This is a genomic window from Candidatus Blastococcus massiliensis AP3, from assembly GCF_000582785.1.
In the GTDB taxonomy this organism is placed as follows: Bacteria; Actinomycetota; Actinomycetes; order Mycobacteriales; family Geodermatophilaceae; genus Blastococcus; species Blastococcus massiliensis.
On sequence record NZ_HG931173.1, the window covers coordinates 1,213,976 to 1,235,385 of the forward strand.

The 21,410-nt window shown below is 74.1% G+C and carries 18 protein-coding genes and 1 tRNA gene; 4 read left to right on the forward strand and 15 right to left on the reverse strand.

What is annotated here, in order from left to right; translation table 11 throughout:
• The first annotated feature begins 146 nt into the window (after positions 1 to 146).
• Together BN344_RS05990 and BN344_RS05995 are read left to right on the forward strand one after the other, a co-directional pair.
• Positions 147 to 1,130, forward strand: coding sequence for an acyl-CoA desaturase (locus BN344_RS05990; RefSeq protein WP_040337355.1), 984 nt, complete (start codon positions 147 to 149; stop codon positions 1,128 to 1,130).
• A 23-nt stretch (positions 1,131 to 1,153) separates the two neighbouring features.
• Entirely contained in the window at positions 1,154 to 1,762 is a 609-nt protein-coding gene (locus BN344_RS05995; RefSeq protein WP_040337356.1) for a TetR/AcrR family transcriptional regulator, read from the forward strand.
• Positions 1,763 to 1,769: 7 nt separating this feature from the next.
• Here the strand turns inward: BN344_RS05995 and BN344_RS06000 are convergent, their stop codons facing one another.
• The 7 genes from BN344_RS06000 to BN344_RS06030 form a co-directional block, all read right to left on the reverse strand.
• Positions 1,770 to 2,708 carry a 4-(cytidine 5'-diphospho)-2-C-methyl-D-erythritol kinase gene (locus tag BN344_RS06000; RefSeq protein WP_040337357.1) on the reverse strand — a complete coding sequence of 313 codons (939 nt, stop codon included), beginning with the start codon at positions 2,706 to 2,708 and terminating at the stop codon, positions 1,770 to 1,772.
• On the reverse strand, positions 2,705 to 3,679 hold the full coding sequence (gene rsmA / locus BN344_RS06005) for a 16S rRNA (adenine(1518)-N(6)/adenine(1519)-N(6))-dimethyltransferase RsmA (RefSeq protein WP_231486517.1): 975 nt from the start codon (positions 3,677 to 3,679) through the stop codon (positions 2,705 to 2,707). The genes BN344_RS06000 and rsmA overlap by 4 nt, the downstream gene beginning before the upstream one ends.
• Positions 3,636 to 4,727 carry a resuscitation-promoting factor gene (locus BN344_RS06010; RefSeq protein WP_040337358.1) on the reverse strand — a complete coding sequence of 364 codons (1,092 nt, stop codon included), beginning with the start codon at positions 4,725 to 4,727 and terminating at the stop codon, positions 3,636 to 3,638. The genes rsmA and BN344_RS06010 overlap by 44 nt, the downstream gene beginning before the upstream one ends.
• A gap of 362 nt (positions 4,728 to 5,089) precedes the next feature.
• The gene (locus BN344_RS06015) at positions 5,090 to 5,929 is read right to left on the reverse strand and encodes a hypothetical protein (RefSeq protein ID WP_040337359.1); all 840 of its coding nucleotides are present in this window, start codon (positions 5,927 to 5,929) and stop codon (positions 5,090 to 5,092) included.
• A 55-nt stretch (positions 5,930 to 5,984) separates the two neighbouring features.
• Positions 5,985 to 6,887, reverse strand: coding sequence for a TatD family hydrolase (locus BN344_RS06020; RefSeq protein ID WP_040337360.1), 903 nt, complete (start codon positions 6,885 to 6,887; stop codon positions 5,985 to 5,987).
• Complete coding sequence (gene metG, locus BN344_RS06025) at positions 6,884 to 8,680, reverse strand: methionine--tRNA ligase (protein WP_040337361.1); 1,797 nt, start codon at positions 8,678 to 8,680, stop codon at positions 6,884 to 6,886. Before metG ends, BN344_RS06020 begins: the two co-directional genes overlap by 4 nt.
• Before the next feature lie 49 nt (positions 8,681 to 8,729).
• On the reverse strand, positions 8,730 to 9,386 hold the full coding sequence (locus tag BN344_RS06030) for a hypothetical protein (protein ID WP_040337362.1): 657 nt from the start codon (positions 9,384 to 9,386) through the stop codon (positions 8,730 to 8,732).
• 185 nt (positions 9,387 to 9,571) lie between these two features.
• Between BN344_RS06030 and corA the strand changes: the two genes are divergently transcribed.
• The gene (corA, locus tag BN344_RS06035) at positions 9,572 to 10,711 is read left to right on the forward strand and encodes a magnesium/cobalt transporter CorA (protein WP_081788384.1); all 1,140 of its coding nucleotides are present in this window, start codon (positions 9,572 to 9,574) and stop codon (positions 10,709 to 10,711) included.
• A gap of 60 nt (positions 10,712 to 10,771) precedes the next feature.
• Here the strand turns inward: corA and BN344_RS06040 are convergent, their stop codons facing one another.
• The gene (locus BN344_RS06040) at positions 10,772 to 11,641 is read right to left on the reverse strand and encodes a PDDEXK family nuclease (RefSeq protein WP_040337363.1); all 870 of its coding nucleotides are present in this window, start codon (positions 11,639 to 11,641) and stop codon (positions 10,772 to 10,774) included.
• Positions 11,642 to 11,766: 125 nt separating this feature from the next.
• Complete coding sequence (rsmI, locus tag BN344_RS06045; RefSeq protein ID WP_040337364.1) at positions 11,767 to 12,606, reverse strand: 16S rRNA (cytidine(1402)-2'-O)-methyltransferase; 840 nt, start codon at positions 12,604 to 12,606, stop codon at positions 11,767 to 11,769.
• A gap of 42 nt (positions 12,607 to 12,648) precedes the next feature.
• Between rsmI and BN344_RS06050 the strand changes: the two genes are divergently transcribed.
• On the forward strand, positions 12,649 to 14,169 hold the full coding sequence (locus tag BN344_RS06050; protein WP_040337365.1) for a dolichyl-phosphate-mannose--protein mannosyltransferase: 1,521 nt from the start codon (positions 12,649 to 12,651) through the stop codon (positions 14,167 to 14,169).
• Between the two features lie 16 nt (positions 14,170 to 14,185).
• Here BN344_RS06050 and BN344_RS06055 read toward each other — a convergent pair whose 3' ends face one another.
• From BN344_RS06055 to galU, 6 genes are all read right to left on the reverse strand, one after another.
• Positions 14,186 to 17,011 (reverse strand): PQQ-dependent sugar dehydrogenase, encoded by a 2,826-nt coding sequence (locus tag BN344_RS06055; RefSeq protein WP_231486518.1) that lies wholly within the window; start codon positions 17,009 to 17,011, stop codon positions 14,186 to 14,188.
• A 186-nt stretch (positions 17,012 to 17,197) separates the two neighbouring features.
• Positions 17,198 to 17,271, reverse strand: a tRNA-Ala gene (locus BN344_RS06060).
• Between the two features lie 69 nt (positions 17,272 to 17,340).
• On the reverse strand, positions 17,341 to 18,033 hold the full coding sequence (locus BN344_RS06065; protein ID WP_231486519.1) for a hypothetical protein: 693 nt from the start codon (positions 18,031 to 18,033) through the stop codon (positions 17,341 to 17,343).
• Positions 18,034 to 18,223: 190 nt separating this feature from the next.
• Positions 18,224 to 18,883: a GNAT family N-acetyltransferase gene (locus BN344_RS06070; protein WP_231486520.1), complete on the reverse strand. Its 660-nt coding sequence runs from the start codon at positions 18,881 to 18,883 to the stop codon at positions 18,224 to 18,226.
• Positions 18,843 to 20,285 carry a molybdotransferase-like divisome protein Glp gene (gene glp / locus BN344_RS06075; protein WP_231486521.1) on the reverse strand — a complete coding sequence of 481 codons (1,443 nt, stop codon included), beginning with the start codon at positions 20,283 to 20,285 and terminating at the stop codon, positions 18,843 to 18,845. The genes BN344_RS06070 and glp overlap by 41 nt, the downstream gene beginning before the upstream one ends.
• A gap of 139 nt (positions 20,286 to 20,424) precedes the next feature.
• Positions 20,425 to 21,342 (reverse strand): UTP--glucose-1-phosphate uridylyltransferase GalU, encoded by a 918-nt coding sequence (galU, locus tag BN344_RS06080; protein WP_040337368.1) that lies wholly within the window; start codon positions 21,340 to 21,342, stop codon positions 20,425 to 20,427.
• Positions 21,343 to 21,410: the final 68 nt, after the last annotated feature.

Sequence of the window (21,410 nt, forward strand, 5' to 3'; positions counted from 1 at the left end):
GGCACCCGTACGGGCCGCCCTGCGCGACGGGGTCGCCGGACGGGGCTCGGGTCGCCGCGTTCCCTACGGTCCCGTAGGTTGCGGATATCTGCCCGGAGCATGCCGGTTCCGACCGCGCCCGGATCTCACCCCGCTCAGGAGTCCCTTTGTCCGCTCCCGCTCTCACCCGGCCCACGGCTCCCCCGCTCGCCGATCCCTACGCCGGGTTGCCCGCCAACGCCATCGGCAGGCACAAGAGCACGCTCGAGATCGTCACGCTCTACGTGATCGTGCTGGTCCCCTTCGTGGCCCTCGCCGCCGTCGTCCCCGCGGTGTGGGGCTGGGGGCTGTCCTGGCTGGACGTCGGCCTGGCGGTCGGCTTCTACTACCTCTCCCTGCTCGGCGTGACCGTCGGCTACCACCGGCACTTCACGCACGCCTCCTTCAAGAGCAACCGCCCGCTGCGCCTCGGCCTGGCCGTCGCGGGCTCCATGGCGATCCAGGGCCCGGTCAACCAGTGGGTGGCCGACCACCGGCGGCACCACGCCTTCGCCGACCGGGCGGGCGACCCGCACTCCCCGTGGCGCTACGGCACCGACCTGCGCGCGCTGCTCAAGGGCATGTTCCACGCGCACCTCGGCTGGCTGTTCGACCGGCGCAAGACCAACCAGCAGCGCTACGCCCCCGACCTGCTCAAGGACGCCGGCCTCGTCTTCATCAGCAGGACGTTCGTCGTGTGGGCCTTCCTCAGCCTGGCGCTGCCCGCGGTCCTCGGCGGGCTGATCACCGGCAGCTGGGCCGGCGCGTGGTCGGCGTTCTTCTGGGCCGGCCTGGTCCGCGCGGCACTGCTGCACCACGTCACCTGGTCGATCAACTCCGTCTGCCACGTGGTCGGCAACCGGCCGTTCGTGTCCCGCGACCGGGCGACGAACTTCTGGCCGCTGGCGATCCTCAGCGGCGGCGAGTCGTGGCACAACCTGCACCACGCCGACCCGACCTGCGCCCGCCACGGTGTGGACCGCGGGCAGATCGACATCAGCGCCCGCGTGATCTGGGTCTTCGAGAGGCTCGGCTGGGCGCGCGACGTCAAGTGGCCCGACCCCGTGCGGCTGGCCGCCAAGCGCCGGGTGACGGCTCCGGTCGCGCCCTGAACGAATCCCGGCCGCGCGTGCGCATGACGGGCGACCAGCGCCGGTCGCAACTGCTCGACGTCGCCCGGGAACTGTTCGGCGAGCGCGGCTACGGCCCCACGTCCGTCGAGGAGATCGCCGCGCGCGCCGGCGTGAGCAAGCCGGTCGTCTACGAGCACTTCGGCGGCAAGGAAGGCATCTACGCCGTCGTCGTCGACCGGGAGATGCAGCGGCTGCTCGACAGCTTCGCCACCGCCCTGTCCAGCCCCGGGCACCCGCGGGACCTCCTGCAGCGGGCCGCGCTGGTCCTGCTGGAGTACATCGAGTCCGACACCGACGGCTTCCTGGTGCTGACCCGGGACGCCCCGGTGCCCGGCGGAGTGGGCACGTACTCCTCGCTCATCGGGGAGGTCGCGCGCAAGGTCGAGCACATCCTGGGCGGCCAGTTCGCCGCCCGCGGCTACGACCCGCAGCTGGCCGAGCTCTACAGCCAGGCGCTGGTCGGCATGGTGGCCCTGGTCGGGCAGTGGTGGCTGGGCACGCGGACCCCGGAGAAGAGCGACGTGGCCGCCCACCTGGTCAACCTCGCCTACAACGGCCTGTCCCACCTCGACCCGGCCCCCCGGCTCGCCGAGGACGCCGGCACCTCCTGAGCGGTCCTCAGCCGGGGACGACGCGGGCGCCGGCCACCGGGCCGGCCACCACCCGGACCGTGCGGAACACGCCCTCACCGGCCATCGCCGCGGCCAGTCGCACCGCGGCGGGCTCGTCCTCGGCCAGGGCCGCGACGGTCGGTCCGGACCCGCTGACCAGGGCGCCGAGCGCTCCCGCGTCGGTGGCCGCCCGCAGGGCCCGGCGCAGCGCCGGACGCAGCCCCAGGGCGGGCGCCTGGAGGTCGTTGGCCAACGCCGTCCCCAGCGCGGCGGCCGGCCCGGTGCGCAGTGCCGCGAGGACCGGCTCGGCGGGGAGGAGGGTGCGGCCGTCGGGCACCCGGCCCTCGGCCCGGAGCCGGTCGAGCTCGGCGTACACCGACGGCGTCGACAGACCCTCCCCGGCGATGCCGAGCACCCAGTGCCACGACCGGCGGGCGAGCACCGGGGTCAGCTGCTCCCCCCGGCCGGTGCCGAGCGCGACGCCGCCGAGCACGCTGAACGGCACGTCGCTGCCCAGCTGCGCGGCGAGCGCCAGCAGGTCGTCCCGGTCGGCCCGCGTGCCCCACAGGGCGTCCAGGGCGACCAGCGCGGCCGCCGCGTCCGCGCTGCCACCGGCGAGGCCGGCGGCGGCCGGGATCGACTTGGCGATCTCCAGGGTCGCGTCGGCGCGCACCCCGGCGTGATCGGCCAGCAGCTCGGCGGCCCGCCAGACCAGGTTCCGGTTGTCGGTGGGCACGGCGTCGGGCCCACCGGCCGCCTCCGCGCCCTCGCCGGTCAGGGCGAGGCTCAGCCCGTCGCCCGCCCGCACCGTGACGGTGTCGAACAGGGAGACGGCGAGGTAGACGGTGCGCAGCTCGTGGAAGCCGTCGGGACGCAGCGGCCCCACGGCGAGGTGCGCGTTGATCTTCGCCGGGGCGCGGGCGGTGACGGCGTCCGGCGTCCTCACGGCTGCACCTCGTCGGTGGCCGCCAGCCGGGCGAAGTCGGTGACCGAGAGCTGCTCGCCACGGGCGGAGGGATCGATGCCGGCCGCCCGCAGGCGGGCCTCGGCGGCGGCCGGGCTGCCGGCCCAGCGGGCGAGCGCCGCACGCAGACCCTTGCGCCGCATGCCGAAGGCGGCGTCGACGACCGCGAAGGTGGCCTGCCGGTCGCCGGCCGGAGGGGGGCGACGGACGAGCGCCACGAGGCCGGAGTCGACGTTGGGCTCGGGCCAGAACACCCGCCGGCCCACGTTGCCGGCACGGCGCACCTCGCCGTACCAGGCGGCCTTGACCGACGGGACGCCGTAGGCCGAGCCCCCGGGAGGTGCGGCGAGCCGCTCCGCCACCTCTGCCTGCACGAGGATCAGCGCCCGGTCGAGGGTGGGCAGCAGCTCCAGCAGGTGCAGCAGCACCGGCACGGCGACGTTGTACGGCAGGTTGGCCACCAGCGCCGTGGGCGGCGGGCCGGGCAGCTCCCGGATGCGCAGGGCGTCACCCTCGACGACGGTCAGCCGGTCGGCGAGATCGGGCCGGCGCTCGAGGACCGTGCGCGACAGCCGCCCGGCCATCCGCGGGTCGATCTCCACGGCGGTGACGGCGGCGGCTGCCGGGAGCAGGCCGAGGGTCAGCGAGCCCAGGCCCGGGCCGACCTCCAGCACGACGTCGTCGGGCCGCAGGTCGGCGGTCCGCACGATCCGCCGGATGGTGTTCGCGTCGTGCAGGAAGTTCTGGCCCAGCGACTTGGTCGGGCGCAGGTCGAGCTCCTGGGCCAGCTCGCGGATCGCGGCCGGCCCCAGGAGCCCGTCGGCCTGCTCGGGCGGCGTACTCAGTGACGGCCCCGCTGCAGGGGCCCGCGGCGAGCGGGCGAGCCGTGGGGGGCAGCGGGGTCCTTCATCAGCCGAACAGCCGCGGCCCGCAGTGCGGCCACTGGCCGGCACCGGAGCGCTGGTACAGCAGCTGCGCGCGGTAGGTCTGCTCGTCGGCCGAGGCGGCGGCCGGGTCGCCGGTACCGCCGACGGCGTTCCAGGTGCTCTGCGAGAACTGGTACATGCCGCGGTACTTGCCCGTGCCGCTCACGGCGTTCGGCCGGCCACCGGACTCGCACTTGGCGAGCGCGGCCCAGTTCAGCCCGTCGGCGGACGGAGTGTTGGCCGGGCGGGCCTTGCTGCCGACGGTGACCTGCTCGGTCACCGGCTGCCTGGTGACCGACGCGCTCAGCTGCTCGCGGGCGGTCTCGACGCCGTCGGTGACGGTGACCCGGTAGGTGACCGTCCGCTCGCCGTCCACGCCGGCCGTGGTGACCTTCTTGTCACCCACGAACGCCTCGGGGTTCTTGGTCTCGACGACCTCGTGCGCGATCGGCTCGGTCACGGTGACGTCGGAGATCCCCACGCGGAACACCTGCAGGCGCATCTGGTGCACCAGGGGCAGCGCCAGGTCGACGCTGGCCCGGTCGGTCGCGCTCAGCACGATGCCCTGCTCGGCGAGCAGGTCGGCCCCGGTGGCGGCCGTGGTGGTCACGACGCGCTCCTGGTTGTCCGAAACGAGGACGACGTCCTTGGGCGTGGTGACCGCCAGGCGCATGCCGTCGAGCGGGAGCCGCTCGCTGCGGCTGGCCGACAGGACCAGGTTGTCCGAGCGCAGCCCGAGCTGCTCCAGGGCCTCGTCCACCGACAGGGCGGTCACGTAGACCTCCTGCTCCACGCCGTCGACGCTGAGCAGCAGCGGACGGGCGCGGTTCAGGACGATGGTGTCGCCGTCGGCCACCGCCTGGTCGGCCGCCGGCAGGAGGACGTCGTGGGCGGCCGGCTGCAGGCCTTCCTCCTTCAGCACCTCGGCCACGGTGTCGGCGTAGGTGCCGACACGCTGGGCCTCTCCGTCGACGGTGAGGACGACGGACTTCTGGGCGACGAAGAAGGCCAGCGTCCCGCCGATGAGTCCGAGCAGGACCACGGCGAAGAGGCTGAGGCGGAGCGAGCGGCGCACGGGCACATCCAGGGGTCACGGGACCCGGGCAGGAGGAACGGGCACGCCGCGGTGGACGGCACACCCGCTGCAGCTCGCTCCGGGTCGGCGTCCGGCCCGGAACCTGGGTTCCCGGCCGGGCGGCGCGGCCCGGGGCGATCTCCACCCCGGCTGTCGATCACGACACGATAACGAACACGACGTCGGTGGCAACGGTGCGAACTCAGTGAAGCAGAACGGCGTCATGTCGCTATGTGGACGCGCCGACACGATCTGTCACGGCCGCGCCGGGCCCTGCCGCCGTTCGGGGGGCGATGCCTCCGGAACCGTCGGTGAGCAAGCGCACAGCGTGAACCGGGCCCGGAACGGGCACCGACGCGGCCTCAGCCGGCCAGCGCGGGCGCTCCCGTGCGCGCCGGCCGCAGCCAGGTCACGAGGAATACCGCCAGGGCGGCTCCCGCGGCCAGCGCCGAGAAGCCGCCCGCGACGAGCGCCACGGGCAGCAGGTCGAAGTGCTCGGTCACCCGGTCGCCCCGCTCGATCCCCGCGGTGAGCAGGAGAGCCCCGAGCGGCAGGAGGGCCAGCACGCTGGCGGCTGCCGACACCAGGTGGGCCGTCCAGGTCCGCAGCGCCTCGTCGACGGGGACGTCGGCACCCGCGGCCGGCAGGGGCCGCAGCACCGCCCGCAGCAGGGCCAGCTCGGCCAGCAGCCAGGCCGTGCCCGGGACGACCACCGCGGTCCAGCCCACGGCCGTGCTCAGCTCGTCGCCGGACCACAACCAGGCGGCCGCGGCCAGCTCGGCCACGACCACGGCACGGGCCGACCAGACCAGCCAGCCGGAGACCAGCTCCGCCTGGCGCGGCCGACGCGGGGGTCGGGTGACCGCCCAGCGCGGCCGGGGGCGCAGCACCTCGGCCAGCAGGACACCGGTCAACAGGCCGAGCACGAGGATCGGCACCCAGAGGAACACCGAGGACTCCGCCCACACGACGACGCTGGCGACGATCCCGGCGATGCCCAGCAGCAGCCCGGCCCGGCGCCAGCGCCGGCCGTGCTGCGCCTGCTGCGTCAGTGCGGCCGCCCCTTCGGCGGTCGGCTCGACCAGCTGGACGGACCCGCTCGCGACCGCCCGCCGGTCCGCCGCACGCGCCCACGCCCGGCCCAGCAGCACGCCGGGAACCAGGAGGGCGATGAACAGCACAGCAGCGATGAGGCGACCCACGCTGTCGATTGTCGCCCTTCGGACGACACCGCTGCCACGGAGCGCCCCCCGGCTGTTACGCGCGCGTTCCCGACCCCCAGGGGCCGAAGACGCGCTCGGCGGTCCGGGTCAGCTGGTCGCAGAGCTCCTCGAGGTCGGTGCCGGTGACCTCGACGAGGCCTCGCACGGTGTGCGGGACCAGGCGGGAGGCGTTGGGGCGGCCTCGGAACGGGACCGGGGTGAGGAAGGGCGCGTCGGTCTCCACGAGCAGCTGGTCCACGGGGGTCAGCGCGGCGGCCTCGCGCAGGTAGCCGGCGTTGCCGAAGGTCAGCGTGCCGGCGAAGGACAGGACGTGCCCGCGCTCGACGCACGCCTTCGCGAACGCGGCGTCCCCCGAGAAGCAGTGGAAGACCGTGTGCTCGGGCGCTCCCTCGTCGTCGAGGACGCGGAGGATCTCCTCGTGCGCGTCCCGGTCGTGGATGACCAGCGCGATGCCGTGCTCCTTGGCGATGCGGATGTGCGCGCGGAAGGCCGCCTCCTGCGCGTCCCACCCCTCCGGCCCGGTGCGGTAGCGGTCCAGGCCCGTCTCCCCCACCGCGCGCACCCGGGGCAGCGCGGCGAGCCGGTCGATCTCGGCCAGCGCGTCGTCGGTCGCCCGGCCGTCGCCGGCCTCGTTGGGATGCAGGGCCACCGCGGCCAGCACGTTCGGGTGCCGGGCGGCCAGCTCGGCAGACCAGCGCGACGAGGCGACGTCGACACCGACCTGGACCAGCCGTGGGATCCCGGCCGCCTCCGCCGCCGCGATCTCCGCGTCGACGGCGTCCTCGGACGCCCACTCGCCGTGCTCCCCGTCCGCCGGCCGCTCGCCCAGCACGATGTCCAGGTGCGTGTGGCTGTCCACCGCGGGTGCCGGCAGCGGCTCCGGGGACGGCGGCGGCTCGCCCCGCCGGTTGGCGCGGGCGCTCGCCGAGCGGCTCACCTCGCCTCGTCCTCCAGGCGCGCCAGCTCGTCGGCCACCACCGACTCGTCGAGCTTCGTGAAGATCGGCGTCGGCGGGGCGAGCGGGGCGCCCGGCGGCAGCGGGCGCGAGCCCCACACCGCCGACGCGGCGTCGTAGTCGCCGGTGATGATCGGGTAGGGCGCGCCGTCGTCCAGGTCCTCGGTCTCGACGATCTGCGGGGACGGCGACCAGACGCCGGTGCCGCCGAGCAGCTCGTGCACCTGCTGCGCCGAGTGCGGCAGGAACGGGGTGAGCAGCGCGTTGCAGTCGCTGATCGCCTGCAGCGCCGTGTGGAGCACGGTGTCCCGGCGGGCCGGGTCCTCCTTGAGCTTCCACGGCGCCTGGTCCGACAGGTACTTGTTGGCCTCGCCGACCACCCGCATCGCCTCGCCCGCGGCGGCCCGCTGCCGGTTGCGCCCCAGCAGCTCACCCACGGGTCCGAACGCGGACCTCGTCGTCTCGAGCAGCGCGCGGTCGGCGTCGGTGAGCTCGCCCGGCGTCGGGACGGCGCCGACGTTCTTGGCCGCCATCGACACCGTGCGGTTGACCAGGTTGCCCCAGCCGGCGACCAGCTCGTCGTTGTTGCGGCGGACGAACTCCGCCCAGGTGAAGTCGGTGTCCTGGTTCTCCGGGCCCGCGGCGGCGATGAAGTACCGGAGCGCGTCGGCGTCGTACCGGGCGAGGAAGTCCCGCACGTAGATGACGACCTGGCGGGAGGACGAGAACTTGCGCCCCTCCATGGTCAGGAACTCGCTGGAGACCACCTCGGTGGGCAGGTTCAGCCGGCCCAGCGAGCCGGGGCTGCCGCCCTTGTCGCCCTCGCCGTTGTAGCCGAGCAGCTGGGCCGGCCAGATCTCGGAGTGGAAGACGATGTTGTCCTTGCCCATGAAGTAGTAGGCGTCGGACTCCGGGGACTGCCACCACTGCCGCCACGCCTCGGGGTCGCCGGAGCGGCGGGCCCACTCGATCGACGCCGAGAGGTACCCCACGACGGCGTCGAACCAGACGTAGATGCGCTTGTCCGGCCGGTCGCGCCAGCCGTCCAGCGGCACCGCCACGCCCCAGTCGATGTCACGGGTGTAGCTGCGCGGCTTGAGGTCCTCGAGCAGGTTGACGCTGAAGTTCAGGACGTTGGAGCGCCAGTTCTTCCGGGTCGCCAGCCAGTCACCCAGCGCGCGGGTGAACGCCGGCAGATCGAGGAAGTAGTGCTCGCTCTCGACGAACTTCGGCGTCTCGCCGTTGATCCTGCTGACCGGGTTGATCAGGTCGGTCGGGTCCAGTTGGTTGCCGCAGTTGTCGCACTGGTCGCCGCGCGCGCCGTCGTAGCCGCAGATCGGGCAGGTGCCCTCGATGTAGCGGTCGGGCAGCGTGCGGCCGGTCGACGGGCTGATCGCGCCGAGCGTCGTCTTCGGGAAGACGTAGCCGTTCTTCAGCAGGCCGAGGAAGATCTCCTGGCTGACGGCGGCGTGGTTGGCCGTCGTGGTCCGGGTGAACAGGTCGTAGCTCAGCCCGAGGCTGGCCAGGTCGTCCACGATGACCCGGTTGTTGCGGTCGGCGATCTGCCGCGGGGTCACGCCCTCGGCGTCGGCCGCGACGGTGATCGGCGTGCCGTGCTCGTCGGTGCCGCTCACCATCAGGACGCGGTTGCCGTTCATCCGCTGGAAGCGGCTGAAGACGTCGGAGGGGACCCCGAAACCGGAGACGTGGCCGATGTGCCGCGGGCCGTTGGCGTAGGGCCAGGCGACCGCGGTCAGGATGTGGCGATCACTCACGGGTCAACAGTACGGAGGGCCGTCCAGCCGATTGCCCGGGCAGTCGGACTCAGGGCTGGTAGACGACCGTGGAGGCGGTCTCACCGGTGCCGGCGGAGGCCTCGACCGGCGTGAGCAGGGCCAGCGACCCGAGGGCCAGGCCGATGACGCCGAGGGTGAGGGTGGCCAGGGCCCGGTGCGCCGTGGCGGGGTCGGGCCGGCTCTCGACGACGCGCGGTCCGGCGGCCACCCAGGCCGAGGCCGACGGCGCACCGGCGAGCAGCAGCTTGCCGACGGGGACCGCGGCGGCGAGCAGGAGCAGCCCCGGCAGCGGCAGCGCCACCGGCAGCGCGAGGGGGGTGGTGGTGGCGAGGACGCCGACCAGGCCGACCAGGACCAGCTCGGCGACGGAGACGCCGATCAGCATGCGGCGGCCGGAACCGTCGATCAGGGTGGCGCCGCTGCCGGCCGAGAGCACGATCCAGCCGGCCAGGGCGAGCAGCGCCATCGCCACGACCGGGCCTCCCGGGCGGGTGGAGGCGGTGAGCAGCCCGTCCAGACCCTGCAGGGCGACGGCGAGGAGGCCGACGGCCTGCACGATGGCGACGACGCCGGCGGCCAGGGCGCTGAGCGGCAGGCGGCCGTGCGACGTCGCGGCCCGACGCGAGGGCAGCGCGAGGCGCGGCCACGCGCTGGTGTCCCGGATGTCGAGGACGCTGATCGCCACTGGGGTTCTCCTGACCGATGCGGTGCTGTCACCGGTCTGCTCGACGCGTCCGCGCGCCCGCTGAAGAGCGCGGATCGCCGTTCCACCCGGAAGGGTGAGCCGGCTCCGCGGGCGCCACCGGCCACTCCGGTCCGCCACCGGGCCGGGCCTACGCTGCGGGTGCCCGGCCACGAGGAGATCCCCTGATGAGCAGCGCCGACACGTCGTCCGCACCGTCGACCCCGCCGCTGCCCGACCGTGCGGTCGCTCCCGCCGATCCGCAGGACGCACCGCCCGGTCCGCGCCCCCGCCCGGCGGGCCGGGAGCCCCGGTCGCCCACGCGGCAGCCCGGAGCCGAGGCCGTCGTCGACTGCGCCGTCTACGTCGACGGGCGGCGCCAGGCACCCGTCGCGCCGGAGGAGGTGCTCCGGGTCGCCCGGGACAGCGGCGGGTTCGTGTGGCTGGGCCTCTACGAGCCGGCCGAGGACGAGCTCGGGGCGCTGGCGGAGCGCTACGACCTGCACCCGCTGGCGGTGGAGGACGCCGTCTTCGCCCACCAGCGCCCCAAGCTCGAGCGCTACGACGACGGGCTGTTCATGGTTTTCAAGACGGCCACCTACGTGGAGCACGAGCAGCTCACCGCGACCAGCGCGGTGGTGGACACCGGCGAGGTCATGGTCTTCGTGGGGCCCCAGTACGTGATCACCGTGCGACACGGGCACCACGGGGAGCTCAGCGAGCTGCGGCACCGGCTCGAGGAGCAGCGCGACCTGCTGTGCCTGGGCCCAGCGGCGGTCCTCTACGCCGTCGCCGACCTGGTGGTGGACACCTTCGTGGACGTCGCGGGGGCGGTCGAGGACGACGTCGAGGAGCTCGAGGCCTCGGTGTTCAGCCCGGAGCGCACCGACGACATCGGCCGGCTGTACCAGCTCAAGCGGGAGCTGATGTCCCTGCGCCGGGCGGTGTTCCCGCTCGAGGTGCCGCTGCAGAAGCTCGCCGAGCGGGAGATCGACGCCGTTCCGGAGGCCATGCGCTCGTACTTCCGCGACGTGCTCGACCACGCGATCCGGGTGCGCGACCAGGTGGCCTCGCTGGACGAGCTGCTGACCTCGATCCTGCAGGCGTCGCTCGCCCGCACCTCGATGGCCGACAACGAGGACATGCGCAAGATCTCGGCCTACGCCGGCATCATCGCCGTCCCCACCGCGATCGCCGGCATCTACGGGATGAACTTCGAGCACATGCCCGAGCTGGACTGGCGCTTCGGCTATCCGACGGTGCTGCTGGTGATCCTGAGCGCCTGCTTCTTCCTCTACCGCGGCTTCAAGCGCAACGGCTGGCTGTAACCCCGGCGGTTGCGCCCATTTCCACCCCTCGGGCCCTGTGAGGCGTGGGTCATCGCGCACTCACCCGAGGGCGCGGGCGATCCGGGCGAGGAGCGCAGCCGGCTCGCGCAGATCCGCGGCGGTCACGAACACGACGCTCCAGCCGGCCTCGCGGAGCGCGTTGAGCCGTCGCCGGTCCCGCGCGAACCGGCCGGGTTCGGCATGCCACAGCCCGTCGTACTCGAGCGCGACCTTCCTGTCCGGCCAGGCGAAGTCGACCCGGGCCACGAACCGGCCGTGGTGGAGCACGCGGAACTGGGCGACCGGTGGAGGCAACCGGCTTCGTCCGATGGTCAGGCGCACCCTTGTCTCCTGCGGGGACTCCGCCAGCCCGTCGGCGAGCGCCACCACCCGCCGGCCCCTGGCGGACCCCGGGCCGTGACCGACGGCAGCACGTCGCCGCACCGTCTCGAGGTCCACCACGCCCGTCGCGATCAACTGGTCGACGGCGGCGACCGCGGAGTCCGGCGAGAGCACGCTCGCCAGCCGGATCGCCGTGGCTGCCGGGGAGGACACGAGCAGGCCGTGGCGACGGCGGACGTCGGTGGCGGGCAGCGCGGCGCGCCGGGTGTGCAACCCGACCACGCGGACCATGTGGGTGCCGGGCGGCAGGGTCAGCTCGACGTCGTCCTCCGGGCCGGCGAGCTCGACACCCCAGAGGGCCGCGGCGCTGCGGCCCGTGACCACGGCACCGGGGAGCCGGAGGAGCGCCGCCTCTGCCCGGAGCAGGTGCGTGACCGGGACGTCGCGGTGCACGTACACGCCATGGACCAGCCGGCGCCAGGCCGCCCCCTCCAGCTGGCGCTCCGTCACCAGGCCCGCGGCGACGGCGGACGACGCGAGGAAGGGCGTCTCCCGGAGCTGGGGCGGGACGCGCGCGGGGACGGGCACCGCCGCACCGTGCCGGATCTGCCACCTCCGCTGCGGCGCTCGTCCACAGGGCTCAGCGCCGTTGCGCCCTATCCCACGTGTCCGGGGGGCCTGAGGGGTGGAAGAGGGCGCACTCGCGCCGTGGGTCAGGGGGACTTCGCGGCGACGACGGCGTCGTAGACGACCCGCCGCGGCATACCGGTGCGCTCGACGACCGCCCGGATCGCGTCCTTGCGGGTGGCGCCGGCCGCCTCCTCCGCCGCGACCTCCGCCGCCAGCTCGGCCGGGGTGAGCGACACCGCCCGCGGCGGCGCCCCGCCCACCACCAGCGTGATCTCGCCCTTGACGCCCTCGGCGGCCCACGCGGCGAGCTCGGCCAGCGGACCCCGGCGGATCTCCTCATAGGTCTTGGTCAGCTCGCGGCACACCGCGGCGGGCCGGTCGTCGCCCAGCACCGCGGCGGCGTCGGCCAGCGCGTCGGCCAGCCGGTGCGGTGACTCGAAGAAGACCATCGTGCGCTGCTCGTCGGCCAGTCCGGCGAAGCGGGCACGGCGCTCCCCCGCCTTGCGCGGCAGGAACCCCTCGAAGCAGAACCGGTCGACCGGCAGCCCGGAGACCGCCAGCGCCGTCGTCACCGCCGAGGGGCCGGGCACCGACGTCACCGGGATCCCGGCGTCGATCGCGGCCCGCACGAGGGTGTAGCCGGGGTCGGACACCGAGGGCATGCCGGCGTCGGTCAGCAGCAGGACGGTCGCGCCGTCGGACAGCGCGCTCAGCAGCCCGGGCAGCCGCGCCTGCTCCACCGACTCGTGGAACGTCACCACCCGCCCGGTGAAGGTCACCTCGAGGTCGGCGGCCAGGCGGTGCAGGCGTCGGGTGTCCTCGACCGCGAGGACGTCCGCCGTCGCCATGACCGAGCGCAGCCTCGGGCCGACGTCGCCGGGCTGACCCAGGGGCGCGCCACCGAGCACCAGCCGTCCGCTCACGCCCGCAGCCTGTCACGCCGACGGCCACATACCCTGACCCGCATGGCGGTGCTGGCACCCGAGCGGGACGGTGGCCCGGCCCCGCAGCCCGTTCCGCCGGCGCGGTGGCGGATGCCGCCCCGTCCGCGCCGCGACCGCACCCCGCCACTGCCCGGCGACACCCGGCTGTCCTGGGTGCTCACCGCGGCGCTCGGGGCGCTCACCCTGACCAGCCGCCTGGTCGGTATCAGCTATCCCCGCCGGCTGCTCTTCGACGAGGCCTACTACCCGCCCGAGGCCGCGGACCTGCTGCGCTGGGGTTTCGAGTACAACCGCGGCTACACCTTCATCGTCCATCCGCCGCTCGGGAAGTGGCTGATCGCGGCCGGCGAGGGGTTGTTCGGGAACGACTCGCTGGGGTGGCGGTTCCCGAGCGCGGTGGCCGGCACGATCGCCGTCGTCGTCCTCGTCCGGCTGGCGCGCCGGCTGACCGGGTCGACCTTCCTGGGCCTGGTCGCCGGGCTGCTGCTGGCGCTGGACGGGCTCTCGTTCACGTTGTCGCGGATCGGGCTGCTCGACGTCTTCGTGCAGGTCTTCGTAATCTCGGCGGTCGCCTGCCTGGTGGTCGACCGGGACCGGGTGCGGGTCCGCATCCGGGACGGCGGGGAGCGGGCGGCCGCCGGGTTCCGGCTCGGCCCCCGAGGCTGGCGGATCGCCGCCGGGGCGCTCTTCGGCTGCGCCTGCGCGGTGAAGTGGAGCGGCATCTGGTTCCTGGCCTTCTTCGCCGTCGCGTCCCTGCTCTGGGAGCGGGCCGCCTGGCGCGACGCGGGGGCGAAGCGGCCCACCCGCGCCGCAGCCCGGTACGGCCTCCCCGGAGCGCTGTGGGCGCTGGCGGTGGTGCCGGTGCTCACCTACCTGGCCAGCTTCACCGGCTGGTTCCTCGGCGAGACGTCGCAGGGCAAGGCCTGGGCGCAGCAGAATCCGGACACCGCCTTCCCGTTCGTCCCCGACGCCCTGCGGTCGCTGTGGCACCAGCACGCCGAGTGGCTGCGGTTCCACAGCGGCCTGTCGACGCCGCACCCGTGGGAGTCGGGACCGTGGTCGTGGCTGGTGAACGGCCGCCCGATCCTGCTGTGGAACCCGCAGGGCCTCACCGACGACGACGGCGGGCAGGTCGTCCGCTACATCCTCATGGTGGGCACGCCCACGCTGTGGTTCCTGTTCGTGCCCGCGATGGCGTGGCTGGTGTGGCGGGTCGCGGCCCGCCGTGACCCGGCCGCAGGCGTGGCCGCGATCGCGATCGCCGCCGGCTGGCTGACCTGGCTGGTCAACCCCGAGCGGACGATGTTCATCTTCTACCTGGCGCCCACCGTGCCCTTCCTCGTGCTGGCGGTGGTGCTGGTGCTGCAGGACGTCCTGGGGCCGCGCCACGGCGGGAACCGGCGCACCGTCGGCCTCTGGGCGGTCTGCCTCTACGTGGCGCTGGTCCTCGCCACGTTCGCGTTCTTCTACCCCGTGCTCACGGGGCAGCCGCTCGACCAGGTGGAGTGGCAGCGACGGATGTGGTTCCCCTCCTGGTTCTGAGGGGAACCAGCGGCGCTCAGTAGCGCCGGTCCACGACCCGCCCCGTGGCCGCCGTCCACGTGATGGAGCCACGCTCGAAGTTGGTCCGCCGGCCACCGGGAACGCTGAACTCGTCGCTGGTCGGATAACCCAGGTACGAGCGCTCCCAGCCCAGCGCCGCCCACCGTTCCCGGATGGCGCCCTGCACCTCGTGGGCCCCCGTCCGGGGCGTCCAGTACACCGAGCCGCCCTCGAAGTGGTTGAACCGTCCCACGCCGTCCGGCGTCCCCAGCTCGTTGGTGATCGGGAAGCGGAGGTGCCCCATCTCCCAGCCGTGCTGGCCCCACTTCTGGTAGATCGCGCCGTACACGCTGCGCGCGCCGACACCGGGCCGCCAGTAGATGCCGCCGTTCTCGAAGTCGTTGTACCGGCCGCGGCCGTCGGGCGTGGAGAGCTCGTCGCTGCGCGGGTAGCCGTGCATGCCGCGCTCGTAGCCCATGGCCCGCCAGTGGCCGAAGATCTCGCCGTAGACGACGTGCGCGCCGGTCTGGGGCGTCCAGTAGAACATCGCCTCGTCGTTCGGGAAGACGTTGAACCGACCCCGGCCGTCCGGGGTCCCCGTCTCGTCGCTCAGCGGCGGACCCCAGCGCCCGGGCCCGCCGGTGGCGTCGTAGGAGCGCAGGATCTCGCCGTGCACCTCGTGCACCCCGGTCTGGGGTGACCAGTACACGCGCCCCCCGGCGTACTGCCGGGAGCGCAGCCAGCTGTCCCCCTGCTCCGGTCCGACGGGCGCGCCCACCACGGCCCGCAGCCCAGGGTCGAACGCGTGCCGCAGGTCGATGGGCGTCACGTACTCGGCGGTGAGCGTCACGTCCCGGTCGGGCATGACCAGCTGCCGTTCGCGCGGCTGCCCGTCGCTCCAGCGACCGAACATCGCGACGCCGTCCCCGGCCAGCGGGGGCGCGTTGAGGGAGACCCGCGCTCCGGCCGTCACCTGGGCCGAGGCGCGGGCGACACCGTTGACGGTGATGGGGCTGGGCACCGTCGAGGCGAGGGTCAGGGTCCGCAGCTGCGGCTGGGCCACGAAGACCTGCTCGGCGCGGACGCCGAACCGGTCGGTGGCGCTGGCCGTGATCTGCAGCCGGGTGTCGTCGCCGTGGTCCTCGAACGGCACGTCGTACACGGCCCCCGTGAACGAGCGGCCGGGGTGGTCGTGGCAGTAGCCCCCGCTGCAGTGGACGAGGACGACGCTCCACGTCACCGGGAGGGCTCCGTCCTCGGCGTCCAGCGCCGTCCCGGAGAGCACCACCCGCTCACCCACGGAGTAGCGCTCGCTGCTCGGCGGTGTCGTCAGCGTCAGCACCGGTACGCGGTTCCCGGGCACCACGGTCAGGGTCGCGGTGCCCGTGGCCCCGACGCTGTCGGTGACGTCCAGGCGCACGGTGACCGGTTCGGTGCTGGTGCCCCCGTAGGCGTGGGTCACGAGCGCCCCGGTGGCCGTGGCGCCGTCGCCGAAGTCCCACCGGTAGGTCAGCGCTCCGCCGTCCAGGTCGAACGACCTGCTGGCGTCGAAGGTGAAGGACCGTGCCGAGGCCGGGTCGTTGGTGATGGTCGCCTCCGCCGTCGGCGGGCGGTTGCCGGCGGCGTGGACCAGGCGCTTGAGCCGCGATCCGCCGATGTCGGCGTAGACGATGTCGCCGTTCTCGGCCGCCCCGAACTTCACCGGCATGCCGTTCTCCACGCCGAAGCCGCCGGCCTCGGGCTGGCGCACCAGGCGGCCCTGGTCGTCGTAGCGCAGGGTGTAGACGCGCTGGGAGGCGTAGTCGCCGAAGAAGTAGGCGCCGCGGTACTGCTCGGGGTACGTCGAACCGGTGTAGACGATGCCTCCGGTCACGCTGGTCCCCATCGGCCCGTGCGGGTAGGCCCACAGCGGAGGCGTCGTGGTCGTGCCGGCGCAGGCCGCCATGTCGCGGTAGCCCGGCGTCTGACCGTTGCCCTCCCAGCAGGGCCAGCCGTAGCTGGCCCCCGGCCGGACCAGGTTGATCTCCTCCCAGGTGTTCCAGCCGACGTCGCCGACCAGCGGTGCGCCGGTCGCCGGGTCGAGACTCACCCGGAAGGGGCTGCGGAAGCCGCTGGCGTACACGCGGCTGCGCCAGGAGGAGGGCGCCGCTGGGTCGTAGTACGGGTTGCTGGCCACTCCGCGGCCGTCGGGCGTGACGCGCAGCAGCTTGCCGTAACCGGTGTTGACGTCCAGCGCGCGCAGCGCCAGGGGGTCGACGAACCGGAAGTCGGCGCCGTCGCCCATCGTCACCCACAGGGTGCCGTCGGGGGCGGCCACGATGCCGGTGATGGTGTGGACGTCGGCCTGGATCGGCAGGTCCCAGATGACGCGCTCGGGGGCCAGCGAGGTGGGCGGTGTGCCCACCACCGTGGCGGCGCTCAGCCGCATCGTCCACTGCCCGTTCACCGTGAGGGTCCTGGCGAGGTAGATGACCCGCGAGGTCGCGTAGTCGTGGGCGACGGCGATCCCGTTGAGCCCGAGGTCCTGCACCGTCACCACGGAGAAGGTGGCGAGCGTCCGGGCCGCCGAACCATCGGCGGACACCCAGGCCACCCGGCCGTTCTTGCCGGTCGTGAAGTAGCTGCCGTCGGGGGCGAAGGCGAAGTCGGTCAGCAGCTCGCTCTGCCCGCTGGGCATGTCCTTCACGGAGAAGCCCGGTGGGAGGGACGGCGCTGCGCGTCCGGTCCCCGTCGCCACGACGGCCATCCCCGCCACGAGCACCGCGATCACCGCGATGCGCACCGCAGCAGCGGCAGCGCCGCCCCACCCTTGGCGCAGCCGCGCCGTCGTCTCCCCGGTCACCGGGGTTGCGTACCAGCGCATCCGCCCCGGTCACATCGGAATGTGAACGATTTCGTACCAGAAGATCGAGCACTTACCGAGCGCCGTCACGCAGCGCGAGGGCTCGGTGTCGGACGTGCATCGCCGGAGTCGGGACGCACGAACGCCGCCGGGCGGATGCCCGACGGCGTGTCGTGACCTGCTGGGTGGAGCTGAGGGGAGTTGAACCCCTGACCCCCTCGATGCGAACGAGGTGCGCTACCGGACTGCGCCACAGCCCCTTCGAGGCACGACTTTACCGCGCCTCCCCTCCCGCGCCACCACCGGGTGGCCCGCGCGGGAGGGTCCTTTCAGGCGTTGGCCACTCGACGGGGCTGGTACTCGTCGATGTCGGCGAAACCGATGTCGTCGTCGTCCAGGCCGACGACGGCGCTGTGCTGCCAGCCCGCGGGAGCCGGCGTGCGAGCGGCGACGATCCGGCCGCGGAACTGGGCCACCGGGGCCAGCGGCACGCTGGGGTGCGGCAGGCCCTGCTGCGCCACGGTCTCCTGCACCTCGGGCGCCGTCCGCGGCTCGGGAGCCGGACGCGCCTCGGGCACGGTGCGGGTGGCGGAGCGCACCCTCTCGCGGGCGGCGGCACGGGCCGCTCGGCGGGCGGCCAGCCGCTCGCGGCGGGCCACCTTGCGCAGCACCAGCACGTATCCCACGACGGCGAGGTCGAGCACGAACTGCACGAGCCACAGCCAGGGGCTGACGACGACGGCGGCGACCAGCGAGACGACGGCGAGCGCGACGAGCCCTCCGAGGGTGCGGCGACGGAGCGCATGCACGTCGACCTTCAGCTCACCGCTGGTCAGCAGTGCGGCGCGGTCGATGGACACCCGTTCCGTCTCGGCCGCGACGACCGGGACGGACGCACGGCGTCGCTGCAGCGTCCGACCGGAGTCGGCACGCTCCGTCCAGCCGCCCTGTGCGTCGCCGCGGGTCACCACCATGGGCACCAGCACGACGAACCAGAGAACGACCAGAGCAGCCAAGAGCACGCCTGATCCCATTTTCGTACACCACCTGTCACATGAGTCACTCGCGACGGCGAGGTTATGCAGACCGCCCCCCCGATCGAGGGAGGCGCGCGGCGTGTCGCTGATCAGTCCTGTGACTGGTGTGACGACGAGTCGGCGTGTCGACTCGTCGGGGACGGTCGCCCGCCCCGCCCCGTGCTAACGGCTGGGCTCACCGCCCTGTGCGCTCCCGCCAGCGATCGAGGGCCCCGCCGGGCAGGTCGTCGGCCAGCAGCGCGTACGCGACGTGGTCGCGCCACTGCCCGTCGATGTCCAGGTAGCGGCGCAGCAGCCCCTCGCGGGCGAAGCCGAGCCGCTCCACCAGGCGCCGGCTCGGGGAGTTCTCCGGCCGGATGTCGGCCTGCAGCCGGTGCAGCCCGACCTCGCCGAACGCGTGGTCGCACGCGAGCGCGACGGCCAGCGACCCCATGCCCCGTCCGGCGACGCCGGCGTCGATCCAGTAGCCGAGGAAACCCGACCGGAGGGCACCGCGCACCACGTTGTCCACGGTGACCTGGCCGGCCAGCCGGCCGTCCACCCGGACGGCGAAGGGCACCGACGTGCCCAGGCGGGCGCGGCGGGTCGCGGCGCGGCGCACCGCGCGATAGGTCGCCGGGGTGTGCCGGTCCGCCCAGGACACCTCCGACGTGGGCTCCCACGGCCGCAGCCACTCCTCGTTGACGAGCCGCAGCCGGCTCCACTCGGCGGCGTCGCGGCGGCGTAGCGGGTGCAGCTCGACCGGCCCCCAGCTCAGCCGGGCGGGCCAGCCGGGGTGCAGGACGGGTTCCAGGTCAGCCGCCGAGGAGCAGCGGCATGACCGTGACCAGGCCACCGGCGGCCACCTCGGTGACGTCCTCGTCGACCACGATCAGGCAGTTGGCGCGGGCCATGCGGGCCAGCAGGGCGTCCGTCCCGTCGCCCACCGGCTCGACGACGTAGCCGCCGTCGGGGTGGCGCATCACCGTGCCGTGCAGGTACTGGCGGTAGCCCAGCGGGGAGACCAGGGGCTGACCGGCGACCGCCTGAACGGTGCGGCGGAACAGCTGCCGCTTGCCCAGCATGAGCCGGATCGCCGGGCGGACGAACACCTCGAAGGCCACCAGCGCGGACACCGGCTCGCCGGGCACGCAGATGACCGGCACCTGGTCGCGGCCCAGCCGGCCGAACCCCTGGACCGGCCCGGGGTGCATCGTCACCTGGCGGAACTGCATCTCGCCCAGCTCGGCGAGCACCTCCTGCACCATGTCGCGCCCGTCCGGCCCCAGGGTGCCGGCGATGAGCACCAGGTCGCTGCGCAGCAGCTGGCTCTCGAGCACCTCGGTCAGGCGGCGGCGATCGGTCGGCAGGATGCCGGAGCGGTACGCCTCGGCGCCCGCGTCCCGGGCGGCCGCGGCCAGGGCGTAGCTGTTCACGTCGACCACCTGGCCGGGAGCCGGCGAGGTGCCGACGTCGACCAGCTCGGCTCCGGCGCAGAGCACCGCGATGCGCGGCCGGGGCCGCACGAGGACCCGCTCGCGACCGACGGCGGCCAGCAGGCTGATCTGGGCGGGCCCGATCGGCGTCCCCACCTGGACGGCGGGGTCGCCAGGGGCGACGTCGTCGCCCGTGCGGCGCACGTATCCACCGGCCGGCGGGCCGGCCAGGACCTCGACCCGCACCGTGCCCTGGTCGGTCCAGACCGCGGGCACGACGACGTCGGCACCCGCGGGCAGCATCGCGCCCGCGGCGACGCGGAACGCCAGACCGGGTCCGATGGACGTCGGGATGACGCCCGTGCCCGCGACGCTCTCCCCGACGACGGCCAGCGAGACCGGTGCGGACATGCGCGCGCCGGCGACGTCCTCGGCCCGGACCGCGTAGCCGTCCAGCGCGGCCTGGTCGAACGCCGGCAGCGCCCGCTGGCTCACGACCTCCTCGGCGCAGAGCAGCCCCTGGGCGTCCAGGACGGCCAGCTCGATGGGGTCCACCTCCGGCGCGCTGCCGAGGATCTCGTCGAGGTGCCGCTCCACGGTGCACACGATCGACAGCGGGACCGACTCGGCGGGCGGCAGCGGGATCGGGCCCTCCACCATGGGCCGGGGGGTCGGCACCGGCGGGATGCCGCGGGACGGCTCGCCGCCGCGCGTCCGCACCGGGATGGGGGCGGAGGGCCGCGGAGGCGCCATGGGCATGTCGACCTGGGCGGTGTCCCGGTACCCCCGGTACCCGCCGCCCGTGCCGTCCGCGTCGTCCATAGATCCGGTCATCCCCACCACCACTGCCGTCCGCCGTGCCGTCCGCCGTTCGGTGACACCGGCCTGTGCGGCACGTACGGGCCCCGATCGGGGGCCCGTACCGTGCCTCGATGCCCGATGGTGCCCCCGCGAGGCCCGCTCAGGACGACGACGCGCCCTCGGCGGGCAGCTCGGTCACGAACTCGCGCAGCCAGGAACGCAGCGCCGGCCCCAGGTCCTCGCGCTCCGCGGCGAGCCGGACGACCGCCTTGAGGTAGTCCAGCTTGTCGCCGGTGTCGTAGCGGCGGCCGCCGAAGACGACGCCGTGCACCGGCTCCCCGCGCTCGACCAGGGTGGCCAGCGCGTCGGTCAGCTGGATCTCGCCGCCGCGGCCCGGCGCGGTCCCGCGGAGCACCTCGAAGATCTCCGGCGCGAGCACGTAGCGCCCGATGATCGCCAGGCTGCTGGGGGCCTCGTCGACCGGCGGCTTCTCCACCAGACCGGTGATCGTGACGACGCCCTCCTGGGTGTCCTCCTCGATCGCCACCGCGCCGTACTTGTCGATGTTCTCCCGGCCGACGTCGAGCAGCGCGACCACGCAGCCGCCGTGCTCGGCCTGCACCTCGAGCATCTGCTCGAGCAGGTGGTCGCGGGCGTCGATCAGGTCGTCGCCGAGCAGGACGGCGAAGGGTTCGTCACCGACGAACGCGGCCGCCTGCAGCACCGCGTGCCCGAGCCCCTTGGCCTCCCCCTGGCGGACGAAGTGCACCTGGGCGACGTCGGTCGAGGCACGGACGGCGTCGAGGCGGGCGGCGTCGCCCTTCTTCTCGAGCGCCGTCTCCAGCTCGGGCGTGCTGTCGAAGAAGTCCTCGATGGCTGCCTTGTTGCGGCCGGTCACCATGAGCACCTCGGGCAGGCCGGCACGAGCGGCCTCCTCGACGATGTACTGGAGGGCCGGCCGGTCCACGACCGGTAGCAGTTCCTTGGGCACGGCCTTCGTGGCAGGGAGGAATCTGGTGCCCATCCCCGCGACGGGGATGACGGCCTTCCGTGCAGGTCGCGCGCCCTGGCTCGTCATTCCCGCAGCCTAACTAGCCTGCCGGGCATGCACTCCGAGGCCGACCCGGGCGCCGCGAAGCGGGCCCT